General features: G+C 67.7%; 21 protein-coding genes, 1 pseudogene and 1 riboswitch. Of the genes and pseudogenes, 14 read left to right on the top strand and 8 right to left on the bottom strand.

Annotated features, from left to right (window positions below; all coding sequences use genetic code 11):
* Positions 1-173 precede the first annotated feature (173 nt).
* The 4 genes from glf to VEC57_08595 all read left to right on the top strand — a co-directional run bounded on the left by glf (position 174) and on the right by VEC57_08595 (position 7,092).
* On the top strand, positions 174-2,996 hold the full coding sequence (gene glf / locus VEC57_08610) for a UDP-galactopyranose mutase (GenBank protein HYB99187.1): 2,823 nt from the start codon (positions 174-176) through the stop codon (positions 2,994-2,996).
* A 70-nt stretch (positions 2,997-3,066) separates the two neighbouring features.
* Positions 3,067-4,920, top strand: a complete 1,854-nt coding sequence (locus tag VEC57_08605; GenBank protein HYB99186.1) for a glycoside hydrolase family 2 TIM barrel-domain containing protein — start codon at positions 3,067-3,069, stop codon at positions 4,918-4,920.
* Positions 4,913-6,013, top strand: a complete 1,101-nt coding sequence (gene galK / locus VEC57_08600) for a galactokinase (GenBank protein ID HYB99185.1) — start codon at positions 4,913-4,915, stop codon at positions 6,011-6,013. Before VEC57_08605 ends, galK begins: the two co-directional genes overlap by 8 nt.
* Positions 6,010-7,092 (top strand): M24 family metallopeptidase, encoded by a 1,083-nt coding sequence (locus VEC57_08595; GenBank protein ID HYB99184.1) that lies wholly within the window; start codon positions 6,010-6,012, stop codon positions 7,090-7,092. Before galK ends, VEC57_08595 begins: the two co-directional genes overlap by 4 nt.
* Positions 7,093-7,137: 45 nt before the next feature.
* Here VEC57_08595 and VEC57_08590 read toward each other — a convergent pair whose 3' ends face one another.
* From VEC57_08590 to VEC57_08580, 3 genes are all read right to left on the bottom strand, one after another.
* Complete coding sequence (locus VEC57_08590; protein HYB99183.1) at positions 7,138-7,509, bottom strand: hypothetical protein; 372 nt, start codon at positions 7,507-7,509, stop codon at positions 7,138-7,140.
* A 155-nt stretch (positions 7,510-7,664) separates the two neighbouring features.
* Complete coding sequence (locus VEC57_08585) at positions 7,665-9,050, bottom strand: ice-binding family protein (GenBank protein ID HYB99182.1); 1,386 nt, start codon at positions 9,048-9,050, stop codon at positions 7,665-7,667.
* Between the two features lie 534 nt (positions 9,051-9,584).
* On the bottom strand, positions 9,585-11,216 hold the full coding sequence (locus VEC57_08580) for a thiamine pyrophosphate-binding protein (protein ID HYB99181.1): 1,632 nt from the start codon (positions 11,214-11,216) through the stop codon (positions 9,585-9,587).
* A 405-nt stretch (positions 11,217-11,621) separates the two neighbouring features.
* Positions 11,622-11,813, top strand: a riboswitch (cobalamin riboswitch).
* A 139-nt stretch (positions 11,814-11,952) separates the two neighbouring features.
* Here VEC57_08580 and VEC57_08575 point away from each other — a divergent pair.
* From VEC57_08575 to VEC57_08565, 3 genes are all read left to right on the top strand, one after another.
* Positions 11,953-13,377 carry a hypothetical protein gene (locus VEC57_08575; GenBank protein ID HYB99180.1) on the top strand — a complete coding sequence of 475 codons (1,425 nt, stop codon included), beginning with the start codon at positions 11,953-11,955 and terminating at the stop codon, positions 13,375-13,377.
* Complete coding sequence (locus VEC57_08570) at positions 13,374-14,390, top strand: carboxypeptidase-like regulatory domain-containing protein (GenBank protein HYB99179.1); 1,017 nt, start codon at positions 13,374-13,376, stop codon at positions 14,388-14,390. Before VEC57_08575 ends, VEC57_08570 begins: the two co-directional genes overlap by 4 nt.
* Before the next feature lie 95 nt (positions 14,391-14,485).
* Positions 14,486-15,007 (top strand): DUF1566 domain-containing protein, encoded by a 522-nt coding sequence (locus VEC57_08565; GenBank protein ID HYB99178.1) that lies wholly within the window; start codon positions 14,486-14,488, stop codon positions 15,005-15,007.
* Positions 15,008-15,082: 75 nt separating this feature from the next.
* On the opposite strand, the gene VEC57_08560 is transcribed toward VEC57_08565, so the two are convergent.
* Complete coding sequence (locus tag VEC57_08560) at positions 15,083-15,988, bottom strand: metal ABC transporter substrate-binding protein (GenBank protein HYB99177.1); 906 nt, start codon at positions 15,986-15,988, stop codon at positions 15,083-15,085.
* A gap of 154 nt (positions 15,989-16,142) precedes the next feature.
* Between VEC57_08560 and VEC57_08555 the strand changes: the two genes are divergently transcribed.
* The 4 genes from VEC57_08555 to VEC57_08540 all read left to right on the top strand — a co-directional run bounded on the left by VEC57_08555 (position 16,143) and on the right by VEC57_08540 (position 18,862).
* Positions 16,143-16,514: a VOC family protein gene (locus tag VEC57_08555; GenBank protein ID HYB99176.1), complete on the top strand. Its 372-nt coding sequence runs from the start codon at positions 16,143-16,145 to the stop codon at positions 16,512-16,514.
* 327 nt (positions 16,515-16,841) lie between these two features.
* Entirely contained in the window at positions 16,842-17,444 is a 603-nt protein-coding gene (locus tag VEC57_08550; protein HYB99175.1) for a hypothetical protein, read from the top strand.
* 17 nt (positions 17,445-17,461) lie between these two features.
* Positions 17,462-18,175 (top strand): hypothetical protein, encoded by a 714-nt coding sequence (locus tag VEC57_08545; protein HYB99174.1) that lies wholly within the window; start codon positions 17,462-17,464, stop codon positions 18,173-18,175.
* 207 nt (positions 18,176-18,382) lie between these two features.
* On the top strand, positions 18,383-18,862 hold the full coding sequence (locus tag VEC57_08540; protein HYB99173.1) for a peroxiredoxin: 480 nt from the start codon (positions 18,383-18,385) through the stop codon (positions 18,860-18,862).
* 133 nt (positions 18,863-18,995) lie between these two features.
* On the opposite strand, the pseudogene VEC57_08535 reads toward VEC57_08540, so the two are convergent.
* Both VEC57_08535 and VEC57_08530 read right to left on the bottom strand, forming a co-directional pair.
* Positions 18,996-19,328, bottom strand: a pseudogene (locus VEC57_08535) (thrombospondin type 3 repeat-containing protein).
* A gap of 798 nt (positions 19,329-20,126) precedes the next feature.
* Positions 20,127-21,839, bottom strand: a complete 1,713-nt coding sequence (locus VEC57_08530) for a tetratricopeptide repeat protein (GenBank protein ID HYB99172.1) — start codon at positions 21,837-21,839, stop codon at positions 20,127-20,129.
* Positions 21,840-22,156: 317 nt separating this feature from the next.
* On the opposite strand from VEC57_08530, the gene VEC57_08525 reads away from it, so the two are divergent.
* The 3 genes from VEC57_08525 (at position 22,157) to VEC57_08515 (ending at position 24,168) form a co-directional block, all read left to right on the top strand.
* Entirely contained in the window at positions 22,157-22,978 is an 822-nt protein-coding gene (locus VEC57_08525; GenBank protein ID HYB99171.1) for a metal ABC transporter ATP-binding protein, read from the top strand.
* Positions 22,978-23,769 (top strand): metal ABC transporter permease, encoded by a 792-nt coding sequence (locus VEC57_08520; GenBank protein ID HYB99170.1) that lies wholly within the window; start codon positions 22,978-22,980, stop codon positions 23,767-23,769. The genes VEC57_08525 and VEC57_08520 overlap by 1 nt, the downstream gene beginning before the upstream one ends.
* Positions 23,770-23,943: 174 nt before the next feature.
* Positions 23,944-24,168, top strand: a complete 225-nt coding sequence (locus tag VEC57_08515) for a hypothetical protein (protein ID HYB99169.1) — start codon at positions 23,944-23,946, stop codon at positions 24,166-24,168.
* 31 nt (positions 24,169-24,199) lie between these two features.
* Here the strand turns inward: VEC57_08515 and VEC57_08510 are convergent, their stop codons facing one another.
* Together VEC57_08510 and VEC57_08505 are read right to left on the bottom strand one after the other, a co-directional pair.
* Positions 24,200-24,952 (bottom strand): SDR family NAD(P)-dependent oxidoreductase, encoded by a 753-nt coding sequence (locus VEC57_08510; GenBank protein HYB99168.1) that lies wholly within the window; start codon positions 24,950-24,952, stop codon positions 24,200-24,202.
* Between the two features lie 275 nt (positions 24,953-25,227).
* Positions 25,228-26,784 (bottom strand): hypothetical protein, encoded by a 1,557-nt coding sequence (locus VEC57_08505; protein ID HYB99167.1) that lies wholly within the window; start codon positions 26,782-26,784, stop codon positions 25,228-25,230.
* Between the last annotated feature and the right edge of the window lie 186 nt (positions 26,785-26,970).

Here is a 26,970-nt window from a genome sequence, read left to right as displayed (position 1 = left end):
TGTGGCGCGCACGCGACGCGATCGTGCGCCAATGCGACGGTGCCTTCGGGTAGATCGTTCGTGCAGCCGCCCCAACATCGGGGAAGAGGTGCGTGACGTCTCGTGAATCCTCTTCATCCTCAGCGACATGCCCCATAGTATTCTCGTCATGCACACCACGACGAGAGCCGATCATGAATAGCAGAGACGCCAGTGCGCCGGATCTTCTCTGCTTCTCGCATCTTCGTTGGGGCTTCGTATTTCAGCGGCCGCAGCATCTGATGAGCCGCTGGGCAAGAGAGCGTCGCGTGTTCTTCTTCGAAGAGCCGCGAATCGAACCTGGAGGGACGCCGCGCGTCGACGTCGAGCTGTCTCCCGAGGGAGTCTACGTCGCCACACCCGTTCTCAGCCAGGATTCCGACACGCACGCGATGCTGCGCCTGCTGGTTCGCGACATGATGAGCGAGCACGGCATCACGAGCTACGTCGCATGGTATTACACGCCGATGGCGATGGCTTTCACCGACGATCTCGCCCCGGCGGCCGTCGTGTACGACTGCATGGACGAGCTGGCCAACTTTCACGGCGCGCCCGGCGAACTGCGGCACTTTGAGCAGGAGCTGTGCCGCCGCGCCGACCTCATCTTCACAGGCGGCATGAGCCTGTACGAGACCAAGCGGGATCTGCATCACTCCGTGCACGCCTTTCCCAGCGCCGTGGATGTCGCGCACTTCGCTCGCGCCCGCGCGCACGCTCCCGATCCAGCGGATCAGGCGGAAATTCCGCATCCGCGTCTCGGCTTCTTCGGCGTCATCGACGAGCGGATGGACGTTGCGCTGATCGACGAGCTGGCGGCGCGGCGGCCGGACTGGCACATCGTGCTCGTCGGCCCCGTCGTCAAGATCGATCCGGCCACGCTGCCGGTGCGTCCCAACCTGCACTACCTCGGCGGCAAGACGTACCAGCAGCTTCCCGAGTATCTGCGTGGCTGGGACGTGGCCATCCTCCCGTTCGCTCGCAACGATGCCACCCGCTTCATCAGCCCCACCAAGACGCCAGAGTACATGGCCGGCGGGAAGCCGGTCGTCTCCACGTCCATTCGCGACGTCGTGCGACCGTACGGTGAGCTGGGCCTCGCCTACATCGCCGATGATGCCGAGACGTTCGAGAAGGCGGTCGAGGCTGCGCTCGCGCAGGATGCGGAGGAGCGGCAGCGCAAGGCGGACGCCTTTCTCGAAAACATTTCGTGGGACAAGACCTGGCAGGCGATGCACGACCTCGTCGAGAGCGTGGTGCGCGACGACCCCGGGTCGTCCTCGACCGAGGGGCGGAACGGCAGCGGCGGCAGCGTCGGCGCAACTCCGCGGCAGGCACGCAAGCTGGAGGCGGATGCTCGCATCGCCGGAGGCAACGGCGACGCCAATGGCAGTCGCCGAGCATCGACCAATGGCCATGCCAACGGCAATGGCCACGCTGCCGCCAACGGTAACGGGCATGCGGCCGACGGCAACGGCCATGCGGCCAGCGGCAACGGGCATGCGGCCAACGGCAACGGGCATGCGGCCGCGAACGGCAATGGGCACGCGGCCATCGGCAACGGCCACGCGGGGGCCAATGGCAACGGCCCCGGCCACGCGGCCGCAAATGGCAACGGGAACGCGGCCAACGGCAACGGGCACGCCGCCAGCGGTAACGGCCACGCGCCGCCCAACGGGAACCGCCACGCGGCGCCCAACGGCAACGGGCACGCGGCGGCTGACGGTAACGGGCATGCCGGCTCCAATGGCAACGGTCACCTGGCGGATGCCGGCGGCACGGGCTGGGCCAACGTCGGGTGGTCGAGCGGCTTGCGCGTGGCCGATACTGCCTCGACGCCCCGCCGGAACGCACGCGCGCACTTCGACTATCTGGTCGTCGGCGCCGGCTTTGCCGGCAGCGTCGTCGCGGAACGCCTGGCGTGCGCAGCGGGCAAGACGGTCCTGATCTGCGACGTGCGCCCGCACATCGGCGGCAACGCCTACGACGAGCTCGATGCCAGCGGCATCCTCATCCACAAGTACGGGCCGCACATCTTCCACACCAACTCGGCCGAGGTCTTCGACTACCTTTCCCGCTTCACGCGTTGGCGGCCCTATGAGCACCGGGTGCTGGCCAGCGTGGACGGCAAGCTGCTGCCCATCCCCATCAATCTGGACACCGTCAACCGGCTCTACGACTGGAACCTGGATTCGGAGGGGCTGCAGGCGTTCTTCCAGCGCGTGGCCGAGCCGCGCGCACACATCAAGACCTCGGAGGACGTGATCATCAGCAAGGTCGGCCAGGAGCTGTACGAGAAGTTCTTCAAGAACTACACGCGCAAGCAATGGGGCCTCGATGCGAGCCAGCTCGACTCGACCGTCATTGCCCGCATCCCGGTGCGCACCGACCGCGACGACCGCTACTTCACCGACAAGTTTCAGGCCATGCCGGCCGACGGCATGACGGCGATGTTTCGTAACATCCTCGACCATCCGAACATCACCATCGAAGTCGGAGTCGACTACCGCGAGCTGATGGACCGCATCTCGTTCAGCGAGATGGTCTATACGGGGCCCGTCGATGAGTTCTTCGACAACTGTTTCGGAAAGCTCCCGTATCGCGCGCTCGAGTTCCGGCACGAGACGCTCGATTCCAGCCGGCACCAGCCGGTGGCCGTGGTCAACTACCCGAACGAGCACGAGTACACGCGGGTCACCGAGTTCAAGCATCTGACGGGCCAGGAGCACCGCAAGACGTCGATCGTCTACGAGTTCCCGCGAGCCGAGGGCGATCCCTACTACCCCGTGCCGAGGCCGGAGAACGCGGCGCTGTATCGGCGCTACGAGGCGCTGGCCGAGCAGACACCCGGCGTGCACTTCTGCGGCAGGCTCGCCACGTACCGCTATTACAACATGGATCAGGTAACGGCCCAGGCGTTGACGCTGGCGGCAAAGATGCTGGTGGTGGAGCGAAAGGAGCTCCTCGCTCGTGCGGGGTAGGAACAGAGGATCGCGTTCCTCGCCGCACCGCGCTCGTGCTACGCCGCTGGTAGCCAGGAGGCGCTGAGTCTTGTCTGAGCCTTTGTCTTGCGAAGAGCTCGGCCCCGACGGGCACGGCTACCCGCGCCCGTTGATGCGCCGCAAGCACTGGTATTCCCTCAACGGAGTCTGGGACTTCGCGATCGATCGCGACGGGTCCACCCGCGAACCCGACCGCGTCGCGTGGACGTCGAAGATCCTGGTTCCGTTCGCGCCGGAGACGGAGCGCAGCGGCATCGGCGAATGCGGCTATTTCCGCGTGTGCTGGTATCGCCGCACGTTGGAGGCGCCGCCCTTGCGAAACGGCGAGCGCGTGCATCTGCACTTCGGCGCGGTCGACTATTCCACCATCGTCTGGGTCAACGGCCGCAAGGCCGGTCGCCATCAGGGCGGATACACGCCGTTCACTTTCGATATCACCGATCTCCTGACCGACGGGCCGAATACCGTCATCGTCCGTGCCGAGGACGATCCGATCGATCTGGAGAAGCCGCGCGGAAAGCAGGACTGGCAGCTGGAGCCGCATTCGATCTGGTACCCGCGCACCACCGGCATCTGGCAGTCGGTGTGGATGGAAGTCGTGCCCTCGACGTGGATCGCGCACATCGCATGGACGCCGAGCCTCGTGCGCTGGGAATGCGGTTTCGAGGCGTGGCTGGGCGGCGTGCACCGCGACGATCTGCGCATGCGGCTGTCCCTGACCGTCAAGGGCCGTCCGATCGCCAACGACTGTTACGACATCCTCTCCGACGAGGTGCACCGGCGGCTGGCGCTGTCCGATCCCGGCATCGACGATTTCCGCAACGAGCTGCTCTGGAGCCCGCGCTCGCCGACGCTGCTCGAGGCCGACATTCTGCTCGAAACGCGCAGCGGCCAGCTCATCGACTCGATGCGCTCGTACACCGCGCTGCGCTCGATCTGCCTCGAGAACGATCTGTTCGTCCTCAACGGTCGGCCCTACTACCTGCGCATGGTGCTGGACCAGGGATACTGGGCCGAGACGGGCATGACGCCGCCGGACGACGAAGCGTTGCGCAAGGACGTCGAGTGCACGCGCGCCATGGGCTTCAACGGCGTGCGCAAGCACCAGAAGATCGAGGACCCGCGCTACCTGTACTGGGCGGACAGGCTCGGGCTGCTGGTGTGGGGCGAGATGCCGAGTGCCTACCGCTTCACGCGCAACGCCGTTTCGCGCCTGACGCGCGAGTGGGAGGAGGCGCTGCGACGCGACTATTCGCATCCGTGCATCGTCGTGTGGGTTCCCATCAACGAGTCCTGGGGCGTGCCGAACCTCCCGCAGAACGAGGCCGAGCAGCACTACGTCGAAGGGCTCTACCACATGACCAAGACCTACGATCCCACGCGGCCCGTGGTCGGCAACGACGGCTGGGAGAGCGTGGCGACCGACATCATCGGCGTGCACGACTACGACGGCGAGCCGGAGCGGCTGCGCCACCGCTATCACGGCGACAAGTTGCTGCCGCACCTTCTCAAGCAGGAGCGGCCCGGCGGCCGGCTCCTGGTGGTGGGCGACCGGCCGCATCACGAGCATCCGCTGGTGCTGTCGGAGTTCGGCGGCATCAAGCTGTCGGCCGATGCCGAGGCGTGGGGCTATTCGACCGCGCGCACCCCGCAGGAGCTGGCCGACCTCTACGAGAAGCTGATGGAGGTGGTGCGATCGCTGGGGATGTTCACGGGCTTCTGCTACACGCAGTTCGCCGACACGTTCCAGGAAGCCAACGGCCTTCTCTACGCCGACCGCCGGCCCAAGTTCGACCTGGCGCGCATCCGCGCCGCCACCATGGGTCCGCCCAGCCAGCGCCAGGTCTGGATGGCGGACATCGTCTCTCCGACGTCGCCGCCCAAGAAGAACCCGCTTGGCTGACTCGCGCGACTTCGCCGCCACCTTCGGCCGGTCTTTCGACGTCGAGGCCAGCGCTCCGGGCCGCGTCAACCTGATCGGCGAGCACACCGACTACAACGGCGGCGCCGTGCTGCCGCTGGCCCTGCCGCTGCGCACGACGGCGCAGGTCGCGCGGCGGCGCGACGATATCGTTCGCGTGTGGAGCGTGGAACTGGCCGGCGAACTGGTGGAGTTTCGCCTCGGCGCCGAGCAGCATTGCAGCGACTGGGCCGACTACGTGCGCGGCATCACCTCGCTGCTGGCCAAGGACGGGCATGCCCTGACCGGCTTCGACCTGCGGCTGACATCGCAGGTTCCGGTCGGCAGCGGCCTGTCTTCGAGCGCCGCGCTGGAAGTGGCGCTCGTTCGGGCATTGCGCGAGCTCTTCTCGCTCGCGATCGACGACGTCGCCATCGCGCGGCTGGGCCAGCGAGTGGAGAACGACTTCGTCGGCGCACGCGTCGGAATCATGGATCAGATGGCGGCGAGCCTGGGAGACGAGCATTCGGCGCTCTATCTGGACACGGTCACGCTCGACTACGAGAAGGTGCCGGTGCCGCCGGCCTGCGAGATCGCGGTGCTGGACACCGGCGTCAAGCACGCGCACGCGGGCGGCGGCTACAACGAGCGACGGAGCCAGTGCGAGGAGGCGGCGCGCCGGCTCGGTGTTCGGTTCCTCGCCGAGCTTCCGGTGAAGGAGGTTGCGCGCGTCGAGTCGCTGCCCGAGCCGATCCGCAGCCGCGCACGCCACGTGATTACCGAGCATGCTCGCGTGGCGGACGCAGTGACGGCTCTTCGTGCCGGTGACCTGTCCGAGGTGGGGCGGCTGTTCTACGCGTCGCACGTTTCGCTACGCGACGACTTTGAAGTGTCCGTGCCGCAGCTCGATTTTCTGGTCGAGGCCGCCGCTGCGCAGGAAGGCGTCTACGGCGCCCGCATGACCGGCGGCGGCTTTGGCGGGTCGGCCGTGGTGCTGACCGAACGCGGCCGCGCCAGCGAAATCGGGCACGCCATCCTGACAGCCTATGCGGCGGAATTTCCGGGCTGCCGCGGCACCCTGCGCGTGCCGGCGTGAACGAGATCGCCGTCAAGCTCGCGCAGATCCGCGGCGCGATGCGCGAGCACCGGCTCGGCGCGGTGCGCCTGCGCGGCAGCGATTGGTACGCGTGGGCGACGGCCGGCGCTTCCAACGTCGTGCTGCTGGCCGCCGAGACGGGCGTGGCCGAGGTCCTGGTGACGGCCGACGGCGCATGGGTGCTGACCGACGTCATCGAAGCCGAGCGCCTGGCCGGCGAGGGCTTTCCGCAGGGCTTCACGCTCTGGAGCCATGCCTGGCAGCAGCCGGCATTGCGCGAGGAGATGGTGCGCGAGATGGCAGGCGGTGCGATCGTCGCCAGCGACCGGCCATCTTCGGGCGAGGTTTCGCTGCCTCCGCAACTCGAGCAGCAGAAGCTCCGTCTTTGCGAGGAGGAGATCGGGCGCTACCGCGCGCTGTCCGTGGAATCGGCGCAGGCAATGACCGAGGTGCTGCAGGCGGCGCGCCCCGAGCACACCGAGCACGAGCTGGCGGCTGCGTGCGCGCACGCGTTGATGGCGCGCGGCATCGAGCCGCTGCTCGTACAGGCGGGAGGCGAGGAGCGCGTCGCACGCTTCCGGCATCTGCTGCCCACCGCCGCCCGCCTGGGCTCGCGGGCCATGCTGGCGATCTGCGCGCGCCGCTGCGGCCTGGTCGCCAGCGCCACGCGATTCGTCTATTTCCGCCAGCCCACGAGCCAGGAACGAAGGTGGACGCAGGACGTGGCCCACATCGAAGCCGCGTGCTTCCGCGCATGCGGGGCAGGGCGGCCGATGAGGGAGATCTACGCGACGCTCGCCGCCGCGTACGAGACGGCAGGCCACGCCGAGCAGATCGACCGCCATCATCAGGGCGGCCTTGCCGGCTATCGCGCACGGGAAATCGTGGCCTCGCCGCATACCGATGCGCCTGTTCCGCCGCGCTGCGCGATGGCATGGAACCCCAGCCTGCCCGGCGCCAAGATCGAAGACACGGTGGCCGCCGATGCCGGAGCCATCGAAGTGCTCACCGCCGATCCGGCGTGGCCGGTATTCGAGGTGGACGGGCGAGCGCGGCCCGACCTGCTGGTGCGACCGTAGCAGGCACGCGCGGCCGTGGACGCGGCCGCAGCGGTTGTCGCCATCCTATGGCGACGGCACGGGCTGACTGTCGTCCGGCACCGAGGGCCAGCGCACCGTCACGATCGTCGACTCCTCTTCCGCCACCCAGTGATGCGCTACTCCCGGCGCCCACAGCGCGTAATCACCGGGCTCGCAAAGCACGACCTCGCCGTCCGCGAAGCGGATGCGGAATCGTCCGGAGACGAGAACGGAGACCGTCGTGGCCGTCCGGTTGCGGCTCCAGCTCGGGCGCGTGTCGCCGGCCGGATGGCTCGCCCACTTCACCTCGACGTCATCCGTTGCGCGCAGGTCGTCGCTGCCCTGGAAGAAGTGACCGATGAACCAGCCGCGCTCGCCGTGGCGGTCCTTGGCGCAGTTGCCCGAGACGTAGTGCATGCCGACCGTTCTTATGCCGGCATGCCACAACCTGCGACCGCCGCGTGGCGCGGCACGAGGCGCCGGCGGCAGAGGCGCGAAACGAAAAGGCCGGCTCCCTTTCGAGAGCCGGCCTGGCCGTGCCGCGTGCGCTGCCGCACGCGAAGGTCGAACGCTCAGCCGCCGATCTGCAGCGGGGCGTGCGTCAGGTCGCCGCTGTCGCGCAGCTGGACGCGCTTCTTCCCGCCGAGGATGGCGCCGAACCATTGCACGCGCTCCTCGAGCGAGAGCTTGCCCTCGGGGCACAGCAGCGTGCCGCCGCCGGTGACTTCCTCACCGATCTTGCACTTGCTGTGACCGACGATGAGCACGTGCCCGGGGCTGGTGCCGTTGGCGAGCACGATGTCGCTGAGGAAGCGGATGTCGAGCTTCTTCTCGACGCGCAGGACGAAGATGGTGTCGGAGCTGCCGCCGCCATCGAGCGTGATCGTGGCGTTGTTGCCCGTGCGCAGGCGCTCGAAGTCGATGACGTTGAGGCCGCCCACGTTGGTGGCGTTGATCGTCAGCGACTGGTTGCCCTTCACCTGCACGTCGCCGAGGTTCTGCGTCGACGGCAGCGCATCGACCGCAGCCGTGCCGCTGTCGATGTCGCTCTGCGCATCGTCGCAGTCCTCGACGCGGGTGCTGTTGCCGGTGGTGTCGTAGTCGGGGCTGGGCACGCCGGTGGCGGTGGCGCCGCTGGGCACCTCGTCGGTGGCCAGGCCGGGCAGCAGGGTGCCGCGCGGCTTGCCGACGACCGCCGCGCCGTCGGTGATCACGTCGCCGCTGACGGTGGATGCCGCCGCGAAGAAGATCCCGCGGCCGCTGCTGGCGGTCGCCACGATGTCGCCGTCGACGTTGACCGAATCGCCGATGCGCACGGTATCGCCGCAGATGTCGCCGATGACGTCGGCGTTGCCGCGCACGCGAGACTGAACGTTCCTGCTCGGATCGCCGCCGACCATGACCCACTCGCATGCCGCCGGCACGATGACCTCGTTGCCGCTGCAGGTGGCCTTGGTGCATTCGTCGTCGAGCGTGCAGATGTCGCCGTCGTCGCACGCGGTCCCGTCGTCGGCCGGTTCGCACACGGAAAGGCCGCCGCCGATATCGCCGTCGACCAGGACGATCGTGGAGGCCGGACCCTCGAAGCAGTCGTAGCATTCCTCTTCGACGCACCCGCTGCTGCAGCCGTCGCCGCTGGAGGTGTCGCCGTCGTCGCACTCCTCACCGAGCTCGCGCTGGCCGTTGCCGCACACCGAGCAGATGCCGGGGGTGCAGGTCGTGCCGTCGCCCTGGTAGGCGCCGAAACACTGCGCCGCGACGGTCACGAAGCAGTCGCCGAACGCGCAGCACGCGCCGACGGCCGGAAGCGTGGTGCTCGTCGTGGGAGGCGTGGTGGTGGTGGTGGATTCGAAGGGCGGCAGCGTCGTGGTGGTGGCGGGGCTGCAGATGCCCTGTGTCGAGCAGGACGTGAAGTCGCCTTGGTAGGTGCCGCCGGTGCATGCGTTCGGCCCCGGCACGTCCTGGCAGCCGCCGGCCGCGAAACAGCAGGCTCCGGTGGTGGTTGCGGAAGCCGTCGACGGGACGATGAATCCGATGAGAGCGAACGCCGCGACAAGTACGCTTGCGCGGGCCGAGCTCCGAAGAACATCCGATGTGGACATGAAAAAACCCCCAGTAACGTTGGCCGGAACGATCCGGTGTTGTCGTAGAACCTGCACCTGCCGACGTTGCTCCGGGCGGTGCGCGGTCACTGAGACGCTAGCCGGTTGTGCCGGATCGTTCAATGCTTTTCGGGGGAAGGGCTGTCCGCTGCGTTGAACGCCGTGGGCTTCGCTTCAGCGGGCTCCCGCTTACCACCGATTCAGCTGCCCACCTCGACGTCCCGCCGGACCGCGCGCAACGGACCAGCCGCAAGCCGCATGCCAACGGCGAGCCGTCGGGCCGTCGAGCCGGCGAGAGGGCTCGGTGGGCTAGAGGCGGGCTGGAGGCCGCTGAACACGCGACCTCGCCGACACGCAGCGGATGGCCCGCTCCGCGCGTCCGCACGCAGCTCAGACGTAGATGCCGCCAGCGAACTCGAAGTCCCGGCGGATCATGACGTTGATGCAGGCTGCCTTGCCGCTGGCGTAGGCACGCTCGAGCGCCGGCCGGATCTCGTGCGGCTCGGTGACCAGCTCGCCGTATCCGCCAAGGGCCTCGACGACCTTGTCGTAGCGTGTCGGCGCCAGCTCGGTCGCCACCAGGCGCTCGCGGCCGTACATCGCGACCTGCGGGCGCATCATCTGGCCCCAGGCGGCGTCGTTGCCGACGATGCCCACGATCGGCAGGTTGTGGCGGATGGCGGTGTCGTACTCGAAGCCGTTCAGGCCGAAGCTTCCGTCGCCGTAGATGATGAGGACGCGCTTGTCGGGATGAGCGAGCTGCGCGGCCAGCGCGAACGGCATTCCGACCCCGAGCGTCCCCAGGGGCCCGGGGTCCATCCACAATCCGTTCTTCGGAACCGGCACCACCTTGGCGGCCTTGGCGACGATGTCGCCGCCGTCGCCGATCAGGATCATGTCGTCGGTGACGAAATCGGCGATCTCCTTGCACAGCCGCATCGGATCGACGGGCACCTCGTCGGATGTCAGCTGTCCCGCCAGCGCTTCCTCTTCGGCGACCTCCTTGGCGCGCCACTCATCGACGACGCTTTGGAAGTTCAACTGGATGCCATCCTTCTCCATCACCTCGAGCATGGTCTCGAAGATCAGGCCGAGGTTGCCGACCAGGCCGACGTCGGCGCGGCGATTCTGGCCGATCAGCGTCGCGTCCAGATCCATCTGGATGATCCTGGCGTGCGCAGGAATCGACTTGCCGAAGCGCATGCGGAAGTCGAGGAGGGACCCTGCCAGCAGCACGCAGTCGGTCAGCTCCATGTAATCGCGGCGTGTGCGGTTGAAGAAGTAGGGCGAGTCGTGCGGCACCGCGCCGCGGCCCATGCCGTTGGCGTAGCAGGGGATCTTCGTGGCTTCGAGGAAGCGGTTGAGCGCGGCGGCGCCGTCCGACCACTTCACGCCCGTGCCGGCCATGACCATGGGCATCCTGGCCTCCTTCAGCATGTTGACCGCTTCGCGGATCAGGCGCTCCTCGGGCCGCAGTCGCGGAGGCGCCATCGGCTCGGGGCAGTAGGCCTTCTCCATGTTGACGGGGCCGCCGAGCACGTCGATGGGCACTTCCAGGTAGGACGGTCCGGGGTTGCCCGACAGCGCGTAGCGGATCGCCTCTTCCGTGAACTCGCCGAGGCGGTCCGGCGCGTAGCAGGCGTTGGCCCATTTCGTGATGGGCCGCATGACCGAGATGTGGTCCATCTCCTGGAGCGATCCGCGGCGCAGGTTCACGAGCGGCCCCTGGCCGCCGAAGACCAGGATCGGCGAGTTGGCCCGCCACGCATTGGCGATCCCGGTGACGCCGTCGGTGGCGCCAGGACCGGCGGTCAGGATGGCCACGCCGACGCGCCCCGGATGCAGGCGCGCCCAGGCGTCGGCCGCGTGCACGGCCGCCTGCTCGTGGCGGACGTCGATGACGCGGATGCCTTCGTTCAGGCAGCCGTCATAGATGGCCATGACGTGGCCGCCCGAGAGCGTGAATACGCATTCGACTCCGGCCTTCTTCAGAGCGCGCGCGACGAGCTTTCCACCGTCCATGAATCCGTTCCTCGACTTGTTGTGTCGCGCCGATGCGCGAGGCCTGTCCGGCGCTGCGTCGCATGGCGTGCGCAGCGGCGTCCGGACGTATTACCCGCCGAGGCCGGGAAGGCAAAAACGGCGCGCGCGGGCCTGGTGGAGCGTGCAGCGGTTCACGGCCCCGTGCGTGTGCAGACGTGTGCACTGGCGTCTGGTCGTGTGCGTGGCGATCCGGCCGCGTGCAGGAAGCGACGTCTGCGGCGGGTCCGGTCGTGCGTGCGCCGGATCGAAGGCGCGCGGATGCAGCGGGGCTGACGCCATTGACATGCGTGCAGCGCGAATCTAGGGTCCGCGCCGCGAGCCGTAACAAGAGGGTCGGGCCCCGCATCTCCCTGCGCTACGTTTGTAGCGGCGAGAGTGCGAGCCGGGAGGACGCGCCCGTCGCGTCCTCTTCGATCGGGCGGACCCTGCCGGGAACGAGGTGAAAGGCCTCGACTGCCCCGCAACTGTATGGGGTTACGAACGCCGCACGATGCCACTGAGCCAGCGGGCCCGGGAAGGCGCGGCAAGTAGGACAAGCCCCGAGTCAGGATACCGGCGAGACTCGTAGGGTTGTGCCTTCCGTGGGAGGAGGAACGACCGGGACCTGCGCCGCCTGCCTCCCGTTCGTTTCGCGTCCGGAATCCGCCGGTTCTCTTCTCCGCGTGGTCGTGCCGCCCGATGCCCATTCCGGCGTGGGCCGGAAGAGGAGAAGCTCATGAAACCGTTCCCGATCGCGACCTGCGTCGCGGCCTGTCTCGTTGCGTTCCCATCCATTTCGCATTCGACGGTGCCCGCCTCGGGCTACGTGTACGCTCGCACCGTGCTCTCGCAGCTGACCGAAGGCTGCATCGCCGAAGGCAACGGCGGCGTCTTCGTCGGCGTGGGACCGGCGCAGTCGTTCCCTCCGGCAGCCGCAACGCGCAGCATCGTTTTCGTCACCGAAGGCGGCCAGGAGACGGTCGTGGCCACCGGCCTCAATGCGATCGGCGACTGCTGGTACGATCGCGATGCCGATCTGCTCTTCGTCACCGACAACGGCGGCGATTACGCCGGTGCCACCACCGGCGACACGGTCTTCGTCATTGACGGCCAGGCGGTCGCCGACACCGTCGATGAAGCGAACGAGCTGCTGCCCGCGGGCTCGATTCCCTTCGCATCGTCGATCGCGCCGTTTCACGGAAACTTGCTGGTCACCAATGCCGCCGGCGGCGGCAGCGGAAGCGTGATCGAGCTCGACATGTCGACGATGCCGCCGGCGATGAGCACGTTCGCGGGCAGCTTCGACTACACCGGCGGCGTCCTGCAGTACGGCGATCATGCGGTCGTTGCCGAGTCGCACGAGGGAGCGTTCAACAACTCGCTGCACGAGTTCGACGAGAACGGAACCTTCCTGCAGACGATCTCCGGCCCGACCTACGCGCACGGCTCCATCGACGTCGCGCTACTGCCCGACGGCGCCTTCGCCGTCACCGGCAACGACACGATCGTGCGGGTGCCGGTCGGCGGTGTGCCGTCGCCGCTGGTGACGGGGCTGGACGGCGGCAGCGGCTTTGCCGCCTTCGGCGGCGGCATTTCGATGCGCGCGGGCGGGCAGCGCGTCAGCTTCCTTGCCTCGTCCTTCACCGGCGACGATGACGACAAGAGCGTGCACCGTCTCATCCCCGTGGCCTCGCTGGTGCCGGGCCGCGGCCGCACCGATACCGAATGCATGCACGAGTTCTACGGCGTCGAGCTCGTCAGCCCCGACCCGGAGAAGGAAGCCCGCTTCGCGATCTGCACCGACGGCGATGCCTGCGATGCCGACGGCGCCGTCGACGGCGGCTGCACCTTCCCCGTCGGCCTTTGCGTCAACGTTCCGGACGAGCGCTTCGAGGATTGCGAATCGCCCGGCATTTCCGATTTCGAGCTGATCAAGTCGGTTCCGGCCGGCTCGGCAGCCGGGCTCGGTGCGAGCGCTTTGCAGAACCAATTGCCGAACTCGGACCCGACGTGCGTGTTCACCGACGGTGTTCGCGTCGAGCTGCGCAGCGCGGGGACGCGCGCGGGCAAGGGCCTGGTCAAGGTCCGCGCGACGAGCAGTGGCACGCCGGCTCGGACGGACACCGATCTGGTCCGGCTCATCTGTCAGCCCGCCGCATGAGACGGATCGCAACCGCTGCGATGATCGCCGCCGCGCTCGCCGGCCTGCTGCCGGCGGGTGCGGCGGCCGACGTTGCGCAGAGCGCAAGTCGCCAGCGGGCAGGCGCGCGCGCGGCGCCGTGCCTCGCGCGGCTCAGCGACGAGCATCCGTCGCCGGCGCGTGCGGCGGCCGCCCTCACCAAGCCGCGCGCCGGCGATGCGTGGCTGGATCGCGTGCGCGCCTTCAGCCCCGGCATTACCGCCGGCTTCGGCGCCGACCGGCTGCCGGACATCGTTCTCGGGCGTCCCGAAGGTCTGGGCGCCGATCAGGGATCGCTCGACGTGGTCTCGCTCGGCAAGGGCGGCAGCATCGTCGTCTCCTTCGACGACAATGCGGTGATGGACGGGCCGGGCGACGATCTCGTGATCTTCGAGAACGCTTTCCATGCCGGCAGCAGCGAGGGACCGCTGTTCACGGAGTACGCGTTCGTCGAGGTCAGCCGCGACGGCCGCAACTGGCTGCGGTTTCCGCATGACCCACAAAGCGGTCAGGGGCTGGCGGGACAGGCGCCCGTGTTCGCCGCCTCGAGCAATAACATCGATCCGCTTTCGCAGGCCGCCGGCGGCGATCGATTCGACATCGGCGCGCTCGGCATCGACCTGGTTCGCTACGTCCGCCTGACCGACGCCGGCGATGAGGTCGACGACTACGGCAATCACTCGTTCCCCGGCACCAAGGGCGGCTTCGATCTGGATGCCGCCGCCGCGCTTCATTCGGTGCCGCTCGGCCGCATCGCCGGCGTCGTCACCATGAACGGGCAGCCGCTGCCCGGCCAGGTGGTCCGGCTTCGCTGCGACGACGAGACGCACTGGCGACGGCGCCGCACGCGCAGTGACGGCCGCTATCGGTTCGCCCGTCTGCTGCCGGGTTGCGACTATACGATCCGCGCCCTCGTGCCCGGACAGCCGACGCAGGAGCAGCAGACGTACCTCGATCTCGAGCAGCTGCAGGCCGACGCCGACTTCGCCTTCTGATCCTCGGTCTGGCCCGCGACCCTCTACCTGGTCGAGAGGGTGCGTGTCAGTGTGTGCAGGGCCGGTTCCCGGCAGCAATCGAAGGAGGAACGTCCATGTCGCGTGCGAAAACGACCTCGCTGTTCATCGCGGTTTTCCTCTGCTCGGTGACGGTGGCGCTGGCCAAGCTGCCGTCGTGGGACACGGTCAAGCCACCGCAGGCTCGGTTCAAGGTGCTGCCGGCGTTTGCAGGCGAGGCCGTCGTGGACAGGGAGACGGGCCTGGTCTGGGAGCTGACCTGGAACGGTTCGGCGACCTTTCGCGCCGCGCTTCGACAGTGCGCTTTGAGCACCGTCGGCGGGCGAGCCGGCTGGCGCCTTCCCGCGGTCGAGGAGCTCACGAGCCTCGTCGATCCGACGCAGACGGCACCGGCCCTGCCGCCGGGGCACCCCTTCGCGAGCGTCAGCATCAGCAACGACTATTGGACGGCGAACGAGGAGGAGCTCGACACGAGCATGGCGGTCACGGTGAGTTTCAATGTGTTCGGCGTCGACAGCGCGTCCAAGACGTCCTCGCGTCCGTTCGTGTGCGTGCGCGGCGGCCGTGGTTCGACGGTAGGCACTCGCGGCGGCATCTGAGCCGGAGAGCCAGCGATGCCGGCCGCAGCGCGCGCATGCGCGCCGGTGCCGTCGAAATGTACCGTGTCGGCGGAGCTATTCGCTGCTGACCGCCAATGCCTGTGCGAATGCCGCGGCGTTGAGCATCATCAGATCCTGGTACGTATCGCGGTCGAAGCTGTCGAGGTCGCCGTACGGGTCGACGGTGACGACGCCGGCGCCGAGCTCGTCGGCCAACGTCACGGCCACTCGCGGATTCATTTGCGGCTCCACCAGAATCGCGCGCACGCCCGCGGAGCGCGCCGCACGCATCGTGGCAACCAGGCTTCGCAGAGTCGGCTCCTCACCGCCGCTTTCCTCGATGGCACCGATGGGCTGAAGGTCGAACCTCGCAGCGAAGCGTCCCCACGCCGGATGGAACGCGACGAACTTGCGCATCGTCGCCTTCTGGAACATCTGGCGGATGTCTTCCTCCAGATTCGTCAGCCGTTCGCGCACGATGCGGCCCTGTGCCTCGAAGCGTGCTGCGGCCTGCGGCTTCAGCTGCGACAGCGACCGTACGAGTGCGGGAACGAGATCGTCGCGTGTCCAGGCCGGATCCAGCCAGACGTGCGGGTCGGCGGCGTGACCGTGCGCGTGGTCGTGCCCGTGATCGGAGCCGTTGGCCGGCAGCAGCTCCACGACCAGCGCCTTGCCGGAGGCATCGAGCAGGTCGCGCGTCCAGTCGTCGAGGCCGCCGCCGACGAACACGACCAGGTCGGCGCGCGACACCGCGACCGCATCGGACGGACGCGGTGAGTAGCTGTGCGGCGTGCTCGCGCCGCCGAGCAGCGCGGTGATGTCGACGTGCTCGCCGCCGACCTCCCTGGCCAGCATCGCCAGGGGTGGAATCGAGGTAACGACGTCGATCTTTTCGGTCACAGCGAGGGCAGGTGCGGCCGAAAGGCAGGCGCAGATCATCGCGGCATGCCAGGCGCGCAATGCGTTGCCGGCTGCCGCCACTCGGCGCCGCCTTCGACAGAGGCCGCCGCGACGTGCAGCCGTCGCGCATGTCTGCTCGAGGAAGCGATCTTTCACGACCGGCGATGTACGCGGATCGTGCACCGAAAGTCCAGCGGCAGTTGAGACCGCCGGCAGCGGGGAATAGAGACGGCCAATGAGTCTTCGCAGCATCGACCACGTTTCCTTCGCGGTGCGCGATCTGCAGCGGTCGCTTCACTTCTACTGCGAGGTGCTGGGGCTCGAGCAGACCGCGCGGCCGGATCTCGGCTTTCCGGGCGCCTGGCTCAAGGTCGGCGACGGGCAGGTGCATCTGATCGAAGTTCCCGCCGACTTCGACGCCGGAACCGCGCCGCCGCAGCTGAACCCGCTGGCCAGTCATGCCGCGTTCGCGATCGACGATCACGCGGCGATGCTTGCCACGTTGCAGCGCAACGGCATCGAGGTGCTGGACTTCGAAACGAGTGGCCAGATGTGGGCGAAGGACCCCGACGGGCACATCATCGAATTGATCTCCGCGCGCCGATAGCGTGTGAGCTCGACCTGACTCACGTCTCCATTCAGACCCGTGAGGCGGTGCCGCCCGCGACGCCGCCATCCCACGCTCCCCCAGCGACGGCGTCTCAGGTGCGTCCGTAGTACGTCCCCACGCAGCGGCGGCCATCGCGTGACGAGCGCGGCAGGCACGCGGCAGAGCCGGCGCGACCGCATGATTGGGGGCCGCGGCCCCCACCATGCCGCGGCTTTGTGGCAATTCCTTCGAGAGAATCCGGGCAACCGCCTGGACAGCAGGGCTCGACGTTTCAGACTCACGACTCAGCAAGCAGCGGCAATGCACCGCCACGAGGAGAACCCAATGAAGCTGATGTCGACAATCGTTACGCCCTGCTGCGCCGCGATGCTGAGCGCCGCAATGGCCATATCACCCGGCCAGGCGCCGGCGCAGGACGCTCCGTCCGATCACCTGAAGTGTTATCGGATCAATGACACCAACATGTTCAAGAAGGCGCATGCGGACCTGCAGGCGCAATCGGAGAAGTACGGCCTGCACAACTGCAGGATCGCTCGCAAGGCCGGTCGCTGGTGCGTCCCGGTTCGCAAGACGGTGACCGATCTCGAAGACGGAACGCCGATCGAGCTGGACGGCGAGGATCAGACGATGGGGCGGCTCTGCTACCGCGTCTTCTGCCCCGACGAAGACATCGCGCCGACGGTCGTGACCGATCAGTTCGGAACCCGCTCGGTCCGCGTGCTGAGCGAGAAGCCGACGCGGTTGTGCACGCCTGCCATCGAGGGCCTGCCGACCACCACCACCACCACACAGCCATCGCCGACGACGACGACGGCACCGACGACGACGACCTTGCCCGATACGACGACGACGCTGCCGGACACGACCACCACCGTGCCGGCTCCGACGACGACGCAGCAACCGGCCACGACGACTACGGTCCCATGAGAGAAGGAGTGCACGCGATGAAACCGAGGAAGCTGCCAATCACCTGCCGGGCATGCGCCGCGCTTGCGGCGTTCGTGATCGTGGCCGCGGCCGGCGACGCCGCCGCGCAGGACACGTTCGACCACCTCAAGTGCTACAGGATCCTGGACACGAAGATGTTCAAGAGCGCCGAGGCCGATCTGCAGGCTCAGGTCGACAAGTACGGCCTGCAGCGATGCGAGATCAAGCCGAAGGCGCGCGAGTGGTGCGTTCCGGTTCAAAAGACGGTCACCGAGCTCGACGGCGGATCGCCCGTCGAGCTGAACGGTCCGGATCTGAGCGGCGGACGCGTCTGCTACAAGATCAAGTGCCCGGCCCAGGACATCGAGCCGACGGTGGTGACCGACCAGTTCGGAAGCCGTTCGATCAAGAAGTTCTTCAAGGCGAAGCGGCTCTGCACGCCGGCGGTCGAAGGCGCCGTGCCGACCACGACCACGACGACGCAGCCAGGCCCGACGACGACGACGCTGCCGGCGCCGACCACCACCGTGCCGACACCGACGACCACGCTGCCGGAGGTCACCACGACAACCGTGCCGCCGCCGACGACGACGTTGCCGGCGACCACCACGACATTGCCGGCAACCACCACGACGTTGCCGGTGGTGACGACGACGACGGTACCGCCGACCACGACGACCGTACCGCCAACGACGACCACCACGCTTCCCGACGGCGGCACGCTTTTTTAGCCGCGGACGCAGCGGGATGCAGCAGGTGGGCCTCGCGCCCGCCTGCTGCATCCGGTCGCCCGCCCACCCGCTGCCTACTTCTCGACCCGCACGTTTGCTCTCGACCGACGCAGTGAGACCCTCCTTGGAACCGCCCGCCGATGCGGACCCCACGGAGGCCACATGCGTTACCCCACCTTCCTAGCGTCCATCGTTCCAGCATTGATCATGGCCGGCGCCGTCCACGCATCACCGATGCTCGAGCAGGGGCAGACGATGCCGGCGTTCGAGCTGGTCGACCATGAAGGCAAGACCGTCCGCTCGGCCGACCTTGCCGGCAAGCGGTACCTTCTGTGGTTCTACCCCAAGGCCATGACGCCGGGCTGCACCATCGAGGCCCAGGGCCTGCGCGACAACTATGCGGAGCTCGAGAAGGCTGGGGTGGTCATTCTCGGCGTCTCCTTCGACGATCCGGCGGAGAACAAGCGCTTCGCCGAGGCGGAGTCGCTGCCGTTCCGCCTGCTCTCCGACACCGACCGCAAGCTGGCGGTGGCTGTCGGCGCGGCCGATGCCGCCGATGCGCGGACGGCGCGGCGAATCTCCTACCTGGTCGGCTCCGACGGCAAGATCCTCAAGGCATATGCGGATGTGGAGCCGGGCACGCACGCGGCACAGGTGCTCGCCGATTGCGGTGGCGGAACGACGTAGGCGCAGTCAGCCCGTACGGCCGCGGCATCAGCGGATGCCGTGTCACAAGCCGCCGACACGCGAAGGGTGAGACTCGGCGCAGCTCGGCAGACGTCGCCAGCGACACGTGCCCATCGCATCAGCGGATTCGACGTCAGAAGCCGCCGAACTCGGGGCAGTTCAGGTCGACCGGCAGGTTGACGGCGAACTGAAGCGTTCGCAGCGAGTCCGACGCCACGATGGCACCCGAGTCATCGACGTCGCAGACGCACACGTGGCACATGGCCGTGCCGACGGCTGCGCGCAGCACGTGCAGCGCATCGGTGGCCGTCACCTTTCCGAATGCCTCGGCAGGATCGGCGCAGTCGTGCGGGCAGTCGCAGACGTCTCCGATGTCGTTGTCGTCCTCGTCCGCCTGGTCCGGATTGGGAATGGTCGGGCAGTTGTCGACGTCGTCGGCAACACCATCGACGTCGCTGTCGACGATGCCGATCGTATCGGAGGCGACGATCGAGAGGTTGTCGAACGCTGCATAGCCGCTCTGGGCAAGGTCGAACAGCACCGAGACGAAATCATCGGTGGCGCCATCGGCATCGAGCGTGACGATCTGGAACGTCCAGTGGAACGTCCATTGGTCTGGTGCAGCCTCGCCCGTCGCCAATCCCGTATCGAGCGCCGTCTGCGAAAAGTTGAACGTGCCTCCCGGGCTGTCCAGCAGGCTCACCGCCATGACCGGGACCGCCACGCCGAAGGGGCCGCCGCACCCACTGACGTCGATGGAGGAGAGGTGAAAGCCGACGTTCAAATAGCGAAAGCCCTGCCGGTCGAACGTCAGCGCCAGAAGGTCGTTCTGTGCCGACGACAGCATTCCGAGGGCGACATCGCCGGCTATGCCTTCGGGATCGGTGTAGAGGTCCGAGAGATCGTCGATCAGCACCGCCTCGACCGAATGGACCTGGTTGTAGACGAACTCCTCGTTGCCGTAGAGGAAGTTGACGCCGCGCGCGTCGAGTGAGTTGCCGCAGTTGACGACGAGCGGAACGTTGGGGGTCTCGAAGTCGTTCGAGTAGAGGACGACGCTTTCGCCCAGGGCCGCGACCGGCATCGTGACGAGCCAGAACGCGCAGACGGCGCGGAACATCGGACGGGCACACACGCGAGAGCTCATCGGCGCCTCCTGTATCGGTGCATCCGATCGTATTCCGCTGGCGGTCCCGTGAGCAAGACGGTGGGCGAACGATGGCGCGTGATTTCGCCGGCCTGCGGTCGCGGCGGCCGGCGCGGCTCAGCCGCCGAGCTGCTCGAGCCTGGCCTTGAGGTCGGCGTCGCCCGGGTTCAGCTCGCTGGCCCGGCGAAAGGCCTCGCGAGCTTCGTCGGTCCGCCTGAGCGCCTGCAGCGCCTGCCCGCGCAGCTTATGGCCGTTGGCGTTGCCGGGATCGAGCGCGATCGCACGCTCGATCGATGCCAGGCCCTCCTGCAGCTTGCCCAGTCGAAGATAGGCCGAGCCCGCATTGCGATGCGCCATGGCGTTGTGGGGCTTTGCCTTCACGCCGCCGAGGAAGGTCTGCAGCGCCTCCTCGACCTGATTGTTCTTGAGGTAGAGCGAGCCGAGGTTCATGTAGCTGCGAACGATTCCCGGGGCGATGCGGATCGCTTCCTTGTAATGCTCGATCGCTTTTTCGCGCTGCCCGCGCCGGCCGTACTCGTTGGCGATGTTGTACTGCACGCGTTCGCTGTTGGGCGCCTTGGCGAGCGTGTCCTGCATGAGCACGAGCTTGTCGGCATAGACGGTGTTGCGCTGCAGGGTCAGCAGTCCGAGCACCACGCAGACGGCGCCGGCAAGGGCAAGTCGGCCCTTCTTCATCGATTCGGCCTGCAGACCCAGGCGCTGGCCGAGAGTTGCCGTGGCCTGATGGGCGAGGGGAACCAGGGCCAGCGCCATCAGACCGATCGCAAGATACATCCGATGCTCGACGTAGAAGTCCGCAAGCGGAACGATGCTCGAGCTCGGTGCCAGGACGAACGCGCTGCCGAGCACGGCGAACAGCACGGGCGGGTAGCTGCGCCACAACGCCGCGCCGAGCACGAGCAGGCCGAGCAGGATCGCCAGCGGAAGGATGACGCTGTCGCCCAGCGGAGAGGCCAGCACCGGCCATGGCCCCTGATAGCCGCAGTCGAAGCAGAGCCGGTCCGGCCACAACGCGACTCGCAGGTAGTAGACGACCACGCCGAACTGTGTGGCCAGGTACTGCATCGGCGTGATGCCCTCGACGTCGAAGCCGGCCGTCGTTCCGGAGAAGCTGCCCGACCGCGTCGACAGCACCAGCACCAGGATGGAGCTGACGATGGCGATCGCGTAACCGATCCCGCGCTCGGCCATCCCGCGAATGTTGCGGGACAGGAAACAGAAATCGTAGGCGGCCAGCACCGCCGGCACCACCACGAACATCGGCTTGCTGTAGGCGCCGAACAGGCACGCCGCGGCCAGGCCAGCCAGGGCGCCGCGACGGCGCAGGTCGGTCGCATCGATGAAGGCCAGCAGCGCCGCCACCAACGCGCCGGAGGCGAAGATCTCGGAGCGCTGGATCACGTAGGTGACGCTTTCGGTCTGGATCGGATGCAGCAGGAAGATCGCGGCAACGGCGGCGGCGATGCCGTCGGCGCTGCGTTCGAAGCGCCCGCCCATCGATGGAAGCCGCAGCGTGACGTACGAGAACAGGAAGACCAGGTAGCCCGTGAAGAGGTGCGCGACCACGTTCAGCAGATGGTAGGAGGTGACGTCGAGGCCGCTGGAAGAATAATTGAACCGCAGTGACGCGGTGACGGTGGCGCGCGTGTCGCGAAACAGGCTGCCGATGTCGAGCGGGCGCTGGATGCGCGGGTTCTTGGTGATGTGCAGAGGGTCATCCAGAACGAACGGCGTCTCCAGCGAGTTCGCGTACGAGACGGCGACGATCAGCGCCAGAATGCCTGCCCAGAGAGCCGCGCGTGGCGGCATCGTCACCAGCCGGGTCGCTCGCGCGCGTCGTGCAGAAGCGGCAACCGCTCGTGCGGCGGGTGCAGCCGTTGCGGCGGGCGCGGCGGGAGTCGCTGCACCGGCCGCCGGGATGGTGTCGCCTGCGGCGGTTGTCGTCGCCGGCATCGCCGTCGATGCCGCCGGCAGCGGCCTGGCTCTGTCCTTCTTGTCTCTCGCTTTGCGGCCCATCCGATTCTTCTAGCCGAGCGGGAGCGGGCGGGCCAGTGCGAGAAGCCGTGACGCGCAGCGCGTGACCGGTTGCCTGGCGATGAGGTTGCCCCCATAGTCGCGCGCTCCCCATGGACGCAGTGGCATTCGATCACGTGAACGTCGAACTGGACGGGCGCGTCGTGCTCGAGGACATTTCCTTTCGCGTTCGCGAAGGCGCGTTTCTCGGAGTCATCGGGCCCAACGGTGCCGGCAAGACCACGCTGTTGCGGGCGCTGCTCGGGCTGGTGCCCGTCCGATCCGGATCGATCCAGGTGCTCGGACACACGCCCGCGCGGCTCGGCGAGGACGCGCATTCCATCGGCTATGTGCCGCAGCGCGCGGCGGTGCCGCGCAACTTCCCGGCCACCGTCGCCGACATCGTCATGATGGGGCGGCTCTGCTGTATCGGGCGCCTGCGGCTTCCGGCGCGGGCGGACTGGCAGGAAGTGCGGGAAAGCCTGATTCACGTCGGCATCGACCATCTTGCCGACCGCTCCATCGGACGCCTTTCGGGCGGCGAGATGCGGCGCGCCCTGCTGGCCCAGGCGTTGTGCGCAGGGACGCGGCTGCTCGTTCTCGACGAGCCCACCGTCGGCCTGGATCTGCCATCCGAGCTCGAATTCTACGGGCTGCTCCTGCGCCTTCAGCGCGACCTGGGACTGACGGTCGTGTGCGTCTCGCACGATCTGCTGGCCCTGGCCGGGCAGGCAAGCGAGCTCATCTGCATCAACCGCGTCATGCACGTGCACGGCAATCCCGAGGACGTGGTGCACAGCCACGCGCTGCGCGAGGCGTATTCGTGCGAGTTCGACTTCCTGCGCGGCGAGATCGCCCACCACGGCGGCCATCACGTCGGCGCCGGTGTCGACGACGATGGCGCGCAGCATGGGCAGAGGCGGAGCGGAAGCTGATGCTGGAGTTCGCGTTCGCGCAGCGGGCGCTGGCGGCGGTCGTGATCGTGGGGTTGCTGTGCGGCCTGCTGGGCTTCTTCGTTGTCCTGCGCCGCCTCGCGTTCATCGGCGTGGGCATCTCGCACTCGGCGGTAGGCGGCGTGGCCGTGGGGCTGCTGCTGGGCATCGACCCGCGCCTGTCGGCCGCGCTGTTCGCTGTGGCGGTGGCGCTCGGAATGTTCTGGATCGGCCGCAGCCGGCGCGTGTCCGAGGATGCCATCATCGGCGTGTTTCTTTCGGCATCGATGGCGCTCGGGCTGGTGTTGCTGAGCCTGCGTCACGGATTCCAGCAAGATCTGTTCGGCTACCTGTTCGGCAGCGTGCTGGCGATCTCTCCCGGCGAGCTGGCGGGGATCGCCGTGCTGGCGGGCGTGGTCGCGCTCATCGTCTTCGCCGCGTTTCGTGAGCTGCTGTTCATCGCCTTCGACGAGGAAGTGGCGCGCGTCTACGGCCGGCCCGTCGACCTTCTCGACGCGCTGCTGCTGGTCGTTCTGGCGGTGACGATCGTCGCCGGCGTTCGCGTGGTGGGCGTGCTGCTGATCGAAGCGCTTCTGGTCGTGCCGGCCGCCACGGCTGCGCTTTGGACACTGGACTTCCGCCGTCAGATCGCGATGTCGATGGCGCTGGGCGCGCTCAGCGGCATTGCCGGGCTGGTTCTGTCCTACCAGCTCGATGTGGCTGCCGGCGGCGCCATCGTGCTGGTGGCGGTGTCGTGCTTCTTCTTGTCGCTGTTCGTTCGGCGCGCCGCCTGAAGAAGCCGGTCGCCTCACCGCCGCGGCTACGCGAAAGGTGAGGCGCGCTTCAAGGTGACGCGGCGTGCGAATGCGTACGGGAGCAACGCCGCCGCGCCGCCTGCGCGGCTCGCTGGTGTGCGCTCTGCAAGCGGCGTTTCCGTCGCAGGGAGCGCTCCCGCTATAAGGACCGCCATGCCGGCCTCGGACCTGGACCAGACCCTGTTGCGCGTGCTGCTCGAGCAGCAGCTCGACAAGTTCGAGCGAAATCTCGCCAGCGAGAACCCCGGCCTTTCCGAGAGCGAGCGCGAGCGCTACATGCGGGCCGCTCGCGCGTTCGTCAATCAGATCCTCGGCAGCTCTCCGCGCACGCGCGGCCGCAAGGCGCGGCCGGCAAAGCGGCCGCCGACGGTAGGCTGAGCGCGCCGCCGACGGTGCGGCGCGGCTTCCATCACGCGCGGCCGAAGCCGCCGCTGACGCTGATGGCCTGACCGGTGATCCAGGAGGCACGGTCGGAGGCGAGAAACGTGATCATCGGCGCGATGTCCTCGGGCACGCCGAGACGGCCGAGCGGATAGAATCTGGAGGCCTGCTTCTCCATTTCCTCGTCGATGTAGGCGGTCATCGGCGTCTTGGTCACGCCCGGACAGACGGCATTGACGTTGATCGAGTAGCGGCCCAGCTCGAGCGCCAGCCCGCGCGTCAGCGAGATCACGCCGCCCTTGGTCGCGCCGTACACCACCATTCGCTTCTCGTTGGCGCGTCCGGCCTCCGAAGCGATCGATACGATCTTGCCATACCGCCGCTCGATCATGTGGTCGGAGGCCGCCCGGCAGCAGTTCATCACGCCGAGCAGGTTGATCCCGATCAGATCCTGCCACTCCTCCGGATCGGTCTGGACGAAGAAGGAAGCCGACCCACCGATGCCCGCCGAATTGACCAGGATGTCGAGCTTGCCGAAGCGCGCGATGGTTCCGTCGATCGCCTTGCGGCACGCACCGAGATCTCGAACATCCAGCCGCACCGCCTCGACCTGCGCGCCCGTGCCAGCAAGCGCTGCGCGCGTACTCTCGAGCATCCCCTCATTGACGTCCGCCAACATCACGGAGACGCCCTCCGCCGCCATCATCTCCGCCGTGCACTTGCCGAGCCCCGACGCCCCACCAGTGATGAACGCAACCTTGCCCACCAGTCCCAGATCCATTGACGACCTCCCAGAATCTTTCGCGCGGCGAAGCTCGCGCTCTTCTTCTTGTTCGAACGAGCGCGGGCGGCGATGGTGGCCCAGATGCGAGGCGGACGCGAGAGGAGCGCGCGGAGGCGGGCTCGAGGGCCCGCTGACCACGCGACCTCGCCGACAACGCAGCAGGGCCGCCATCGTCGTCCGTCGGCTCCTCAGGCAACACTCCACCGGCCGCAAAAAGAAAGGGCGCTCTCCTTGGCGGAGAGCGCCCTTCCTGCTGTCACGCTCGCGGGTTGCTACTCGACAGGCGGAGCCGGCGGAGTCGGCGGCGGCGCCGGACACTCGAACAGCACCGGCAGTCCCACGCTGTGCATCAAGGCGCGCAGCGCGTCCGTCGAATTGACCGTTTCGTTGCCCGTGACGTCGCAGATGAAGTCGGTGCAGGGCACGTTCTCGACACTCGCGTTCAGGATGTACTGAGCATCCAGAATGTTGACCGCGCCGCTGTCGTCGGTGTCGCCGCAGTCCACCAGCAGGCAGGCGGAGTTGCAGAAGTCCCCGTTATCGTAGTCGGTGTCGCCGTCGTCGCAGGTTTCCTTGACCTCGAGGAAGCCGTTGCCGCAGGTGACGCTGACGTCGGGGCACTGCAGCAGCACCGGCAGGCCGACGGCGAACTGCAGCGCGCGCAGCGCGTCGGAGGCGCGGATGCGGAAATCGCCGGTGACGTCGCAGATCAGCAGGGTGCAGCTCTGCAGGCCCACCGCCGCGTTCAGGATGTAGAGCGCGTCGGTGGCGTCGTGGACGCCGTCGTCGTTGGTGTCACCGCAGTCGATGAGCGTGCAATCGATGCGGCAGAAGTCGCCGGAGGCGGTCTCGTTGTCGCCGTCGTCGCACTCCTCCTCGACGTTGAGCTGCCCGTTGCCGCACTTGCTGCTGCACGGGAAGAAGATGTCGAGGAAGCGGAACACGTCGTGGTGGTGGAACTCGAACATGCACTCCACGAGCGCCGGCAGCGGGAACACCGAGTCGTTGTCGGGGAACTCGCAGCGATGGGGGAAGTTCAGGTTCTCCAGATCGATGGCCGGGCAGCTGTTCGGGATGCCGCGCAGCAGGAAGTTGTGGGCCTCGACCACGCGCTCGTCGGTGTAGGGACGGCCGGTGTCGGGATCCTGAGGATCGCGCTCGCGACGGCAGTCGATCTCGGGCGGCAGGTCGATGGCGCGCACGGCCTGCTTGAGCAGGCAGCGGCCGCGCCACTCGATTTCGGCGCGCGTCATGTTGGCCGAGTTGCGGGCGATGGTGTCCTGGCAGATCTGCTCGGCGGTGGAGAGATGGCCCGGGAACGGCGGGTGCTCCACGTCCAGCAGGAACGTTCCCAGCGACTTGGCGCGCGTCAGCAGGCAGACGTTGTGATCGAAGGCAGTGTACGGCGCGCCATCGGGATCGGAGCAGAAGCCGGGATAGCCGAGGTTGGTCAGGTCGATGCCCGAGCAGTGGGTCAGGATCCGGCGCGTCATGCGCGCTTCGGCCGCGCGCAGGCGACGGTCGGTCTGCTCGTCGTTGGTCGTGCCCGGCTCTTCGTTGGTGATGGGAGCGAGGCAGTCGAGTTTGCCGGGCTCTTCCACGCCCGCAATCTCCTTGAAGAAGCAGTCCTGGCGGGCGTCGATGAACGTGTTGAAGTACTCGAGCGTGGCCAGGAAGCTCGTGCGCAGGCAGATGAATTCCGAATCCGAAAGGAACGGAAAATCCTCGCCTTCACCAGGACACAGCTGAGCCGACGCCGCGGTCGGAGTCATGAGCGTCGTCAGCGTGAGGCCGAGAGCCGCGTTTCGGAAGAAGCGTCGCAATCCCATCGTTATCCCTTCTCAATCCAGCTGTTTGGTCGTGTTGACGACAGGCAGAGCGAGCCGTGCCGACCTTCGCGTCTATCCTAAGAGGGCGTCCCAGTTCAAGGAAATCCCTCTGTACATTCGACCTGAGCCCCCCGGCTGGCGGTACGTTCGAGCTTGACTTCAGCGGACGACGGACGTCCCTGGATG

The organism is Candidatus Limnocylindrales bacterium, assembly GCA_035626395.1.
Lineage (GTDB): Bacteria > Desulfobacterota > Binatia > UBA1149 > CAITLU01 > DASPNH01.
Note: the sequence above shows the minus strand (reverse complement) of the source record. Positions and strands in the feature narration are given on the sequence as shown.

Excerpts from the sequence above, each read along its gene's own strand:
- glf (HYB99187.1), top strand. The coding sequence starts at position 174 with ATGAATAGCAGAGACGCCAGTGCGCCGGATCTTCTCTGCTTCTCGCAT.
- VEC57_08590 (HYB99183.1), bottom strand. The coding sequence starts at position 7,509 with ATGCACTACGTCTCGGGCAACTGCGCCAAGGACCGCCACGGCGAGCGC.
- VEC57_08580 (HYB99181.1), bottom strand. The coding sequence starts at position 11,216 with ATGGACGGTGGAAAGCTCGTCGCGCGCGCTCTGAAGAAGGCCGGAGTC.
- VEC57_08575 (HYB99180.1), top strand. The coding sequence starts at position 11,953 with ATGAAACCGTTCCCGATCGCGACCTGCGTCGCGGCCTGTCTCGTTGCG.
- VEC57_08570 (HYB99179.1), top strand. The coding sequence starts at position 13,374 with ATGAGACGGATCGCAACCGCTGCGATGATCGCCGCCGCGCTCGCCGGC.
- VEC57_08565 (HYB99178.1), top strand. The coding sequence starts at position 14,486 with ATGTCGCGTGCGAAAACGACCTCGCTGTTCATCGCGGTTTTCCTCTGC.
- VEC57_08555 (HYB99176.1), top strand. The coding sequence starts at position 16,143 with ATGAGTCTTCGCAGCATCGACCACGTTTCCTTCGCGGTGCGCGATCTG.
- VEC57_08550 (HYB99175.1), top strand. The coding sequence starts at position 16,842 with ATGAAGCTGATGTCGACAATCGTTACGCCCTGCTGCGCCGCGATGCTG.
- VEC57_08545 (HYB99174.1), top strand. The coding sequence starts at position 17,462 with ATGAAACCGAGGAAGCTGCCAATCACCTGCCGGGCATGCGCCGCGCTT.
- VEC57_08540 (HYB99173.1), top strand. The coding sequence starts at position 18,383 with ATGGCCGGCGCCGTCCACGCATCACCGATGCTCGAGCAGGGGCAGACG.
- VEC57_08530 (HYB99172.1), bottom strand. The coding sequence starts at position 21,839 with ATGCCGCCACGCGCGGCTCTCTGGGCAGGCATTCTGGCGCTGATCGTC.
- VEC57_08525 (HYB99171.1), top strand. The coding sequence starts at position 22,157 with ATGGACGCAGTGGCATTCGATCACGTGAACGTCGAACTGGACGGGCGC.
- VEC57_08520 (HYB99170.1), top strand. The coding sequence starts at position 22,978 with ATGCTGGAGTTCGCGTTCGCGCAGCGGGCGCTGGCGGCGGTCGTGATC.
- VEC57_08515 (HYB99169.1), top strand. The coding sequence starts at position 23,944 with ATGCCGGCCTCGGACCTGGACCAGACCCTGTTGCGCGTGCTGCTCGAG.
- VEC57_08510 (HYB99168.1), bottom strand. The coding sequence starts at position 24,952 with ATGGATCTGGGACTGGTGGGCAAGGTTGCGTTCATCACTGGTGGGGCG.
- VEC57_08505 (HYB99167.1), bottom strand. The coding sequence starts at position 26,784 with ATGGGATTGCGACGCTTCTTCCGAAACGCGGCTCTCGGCCTCACGCTG.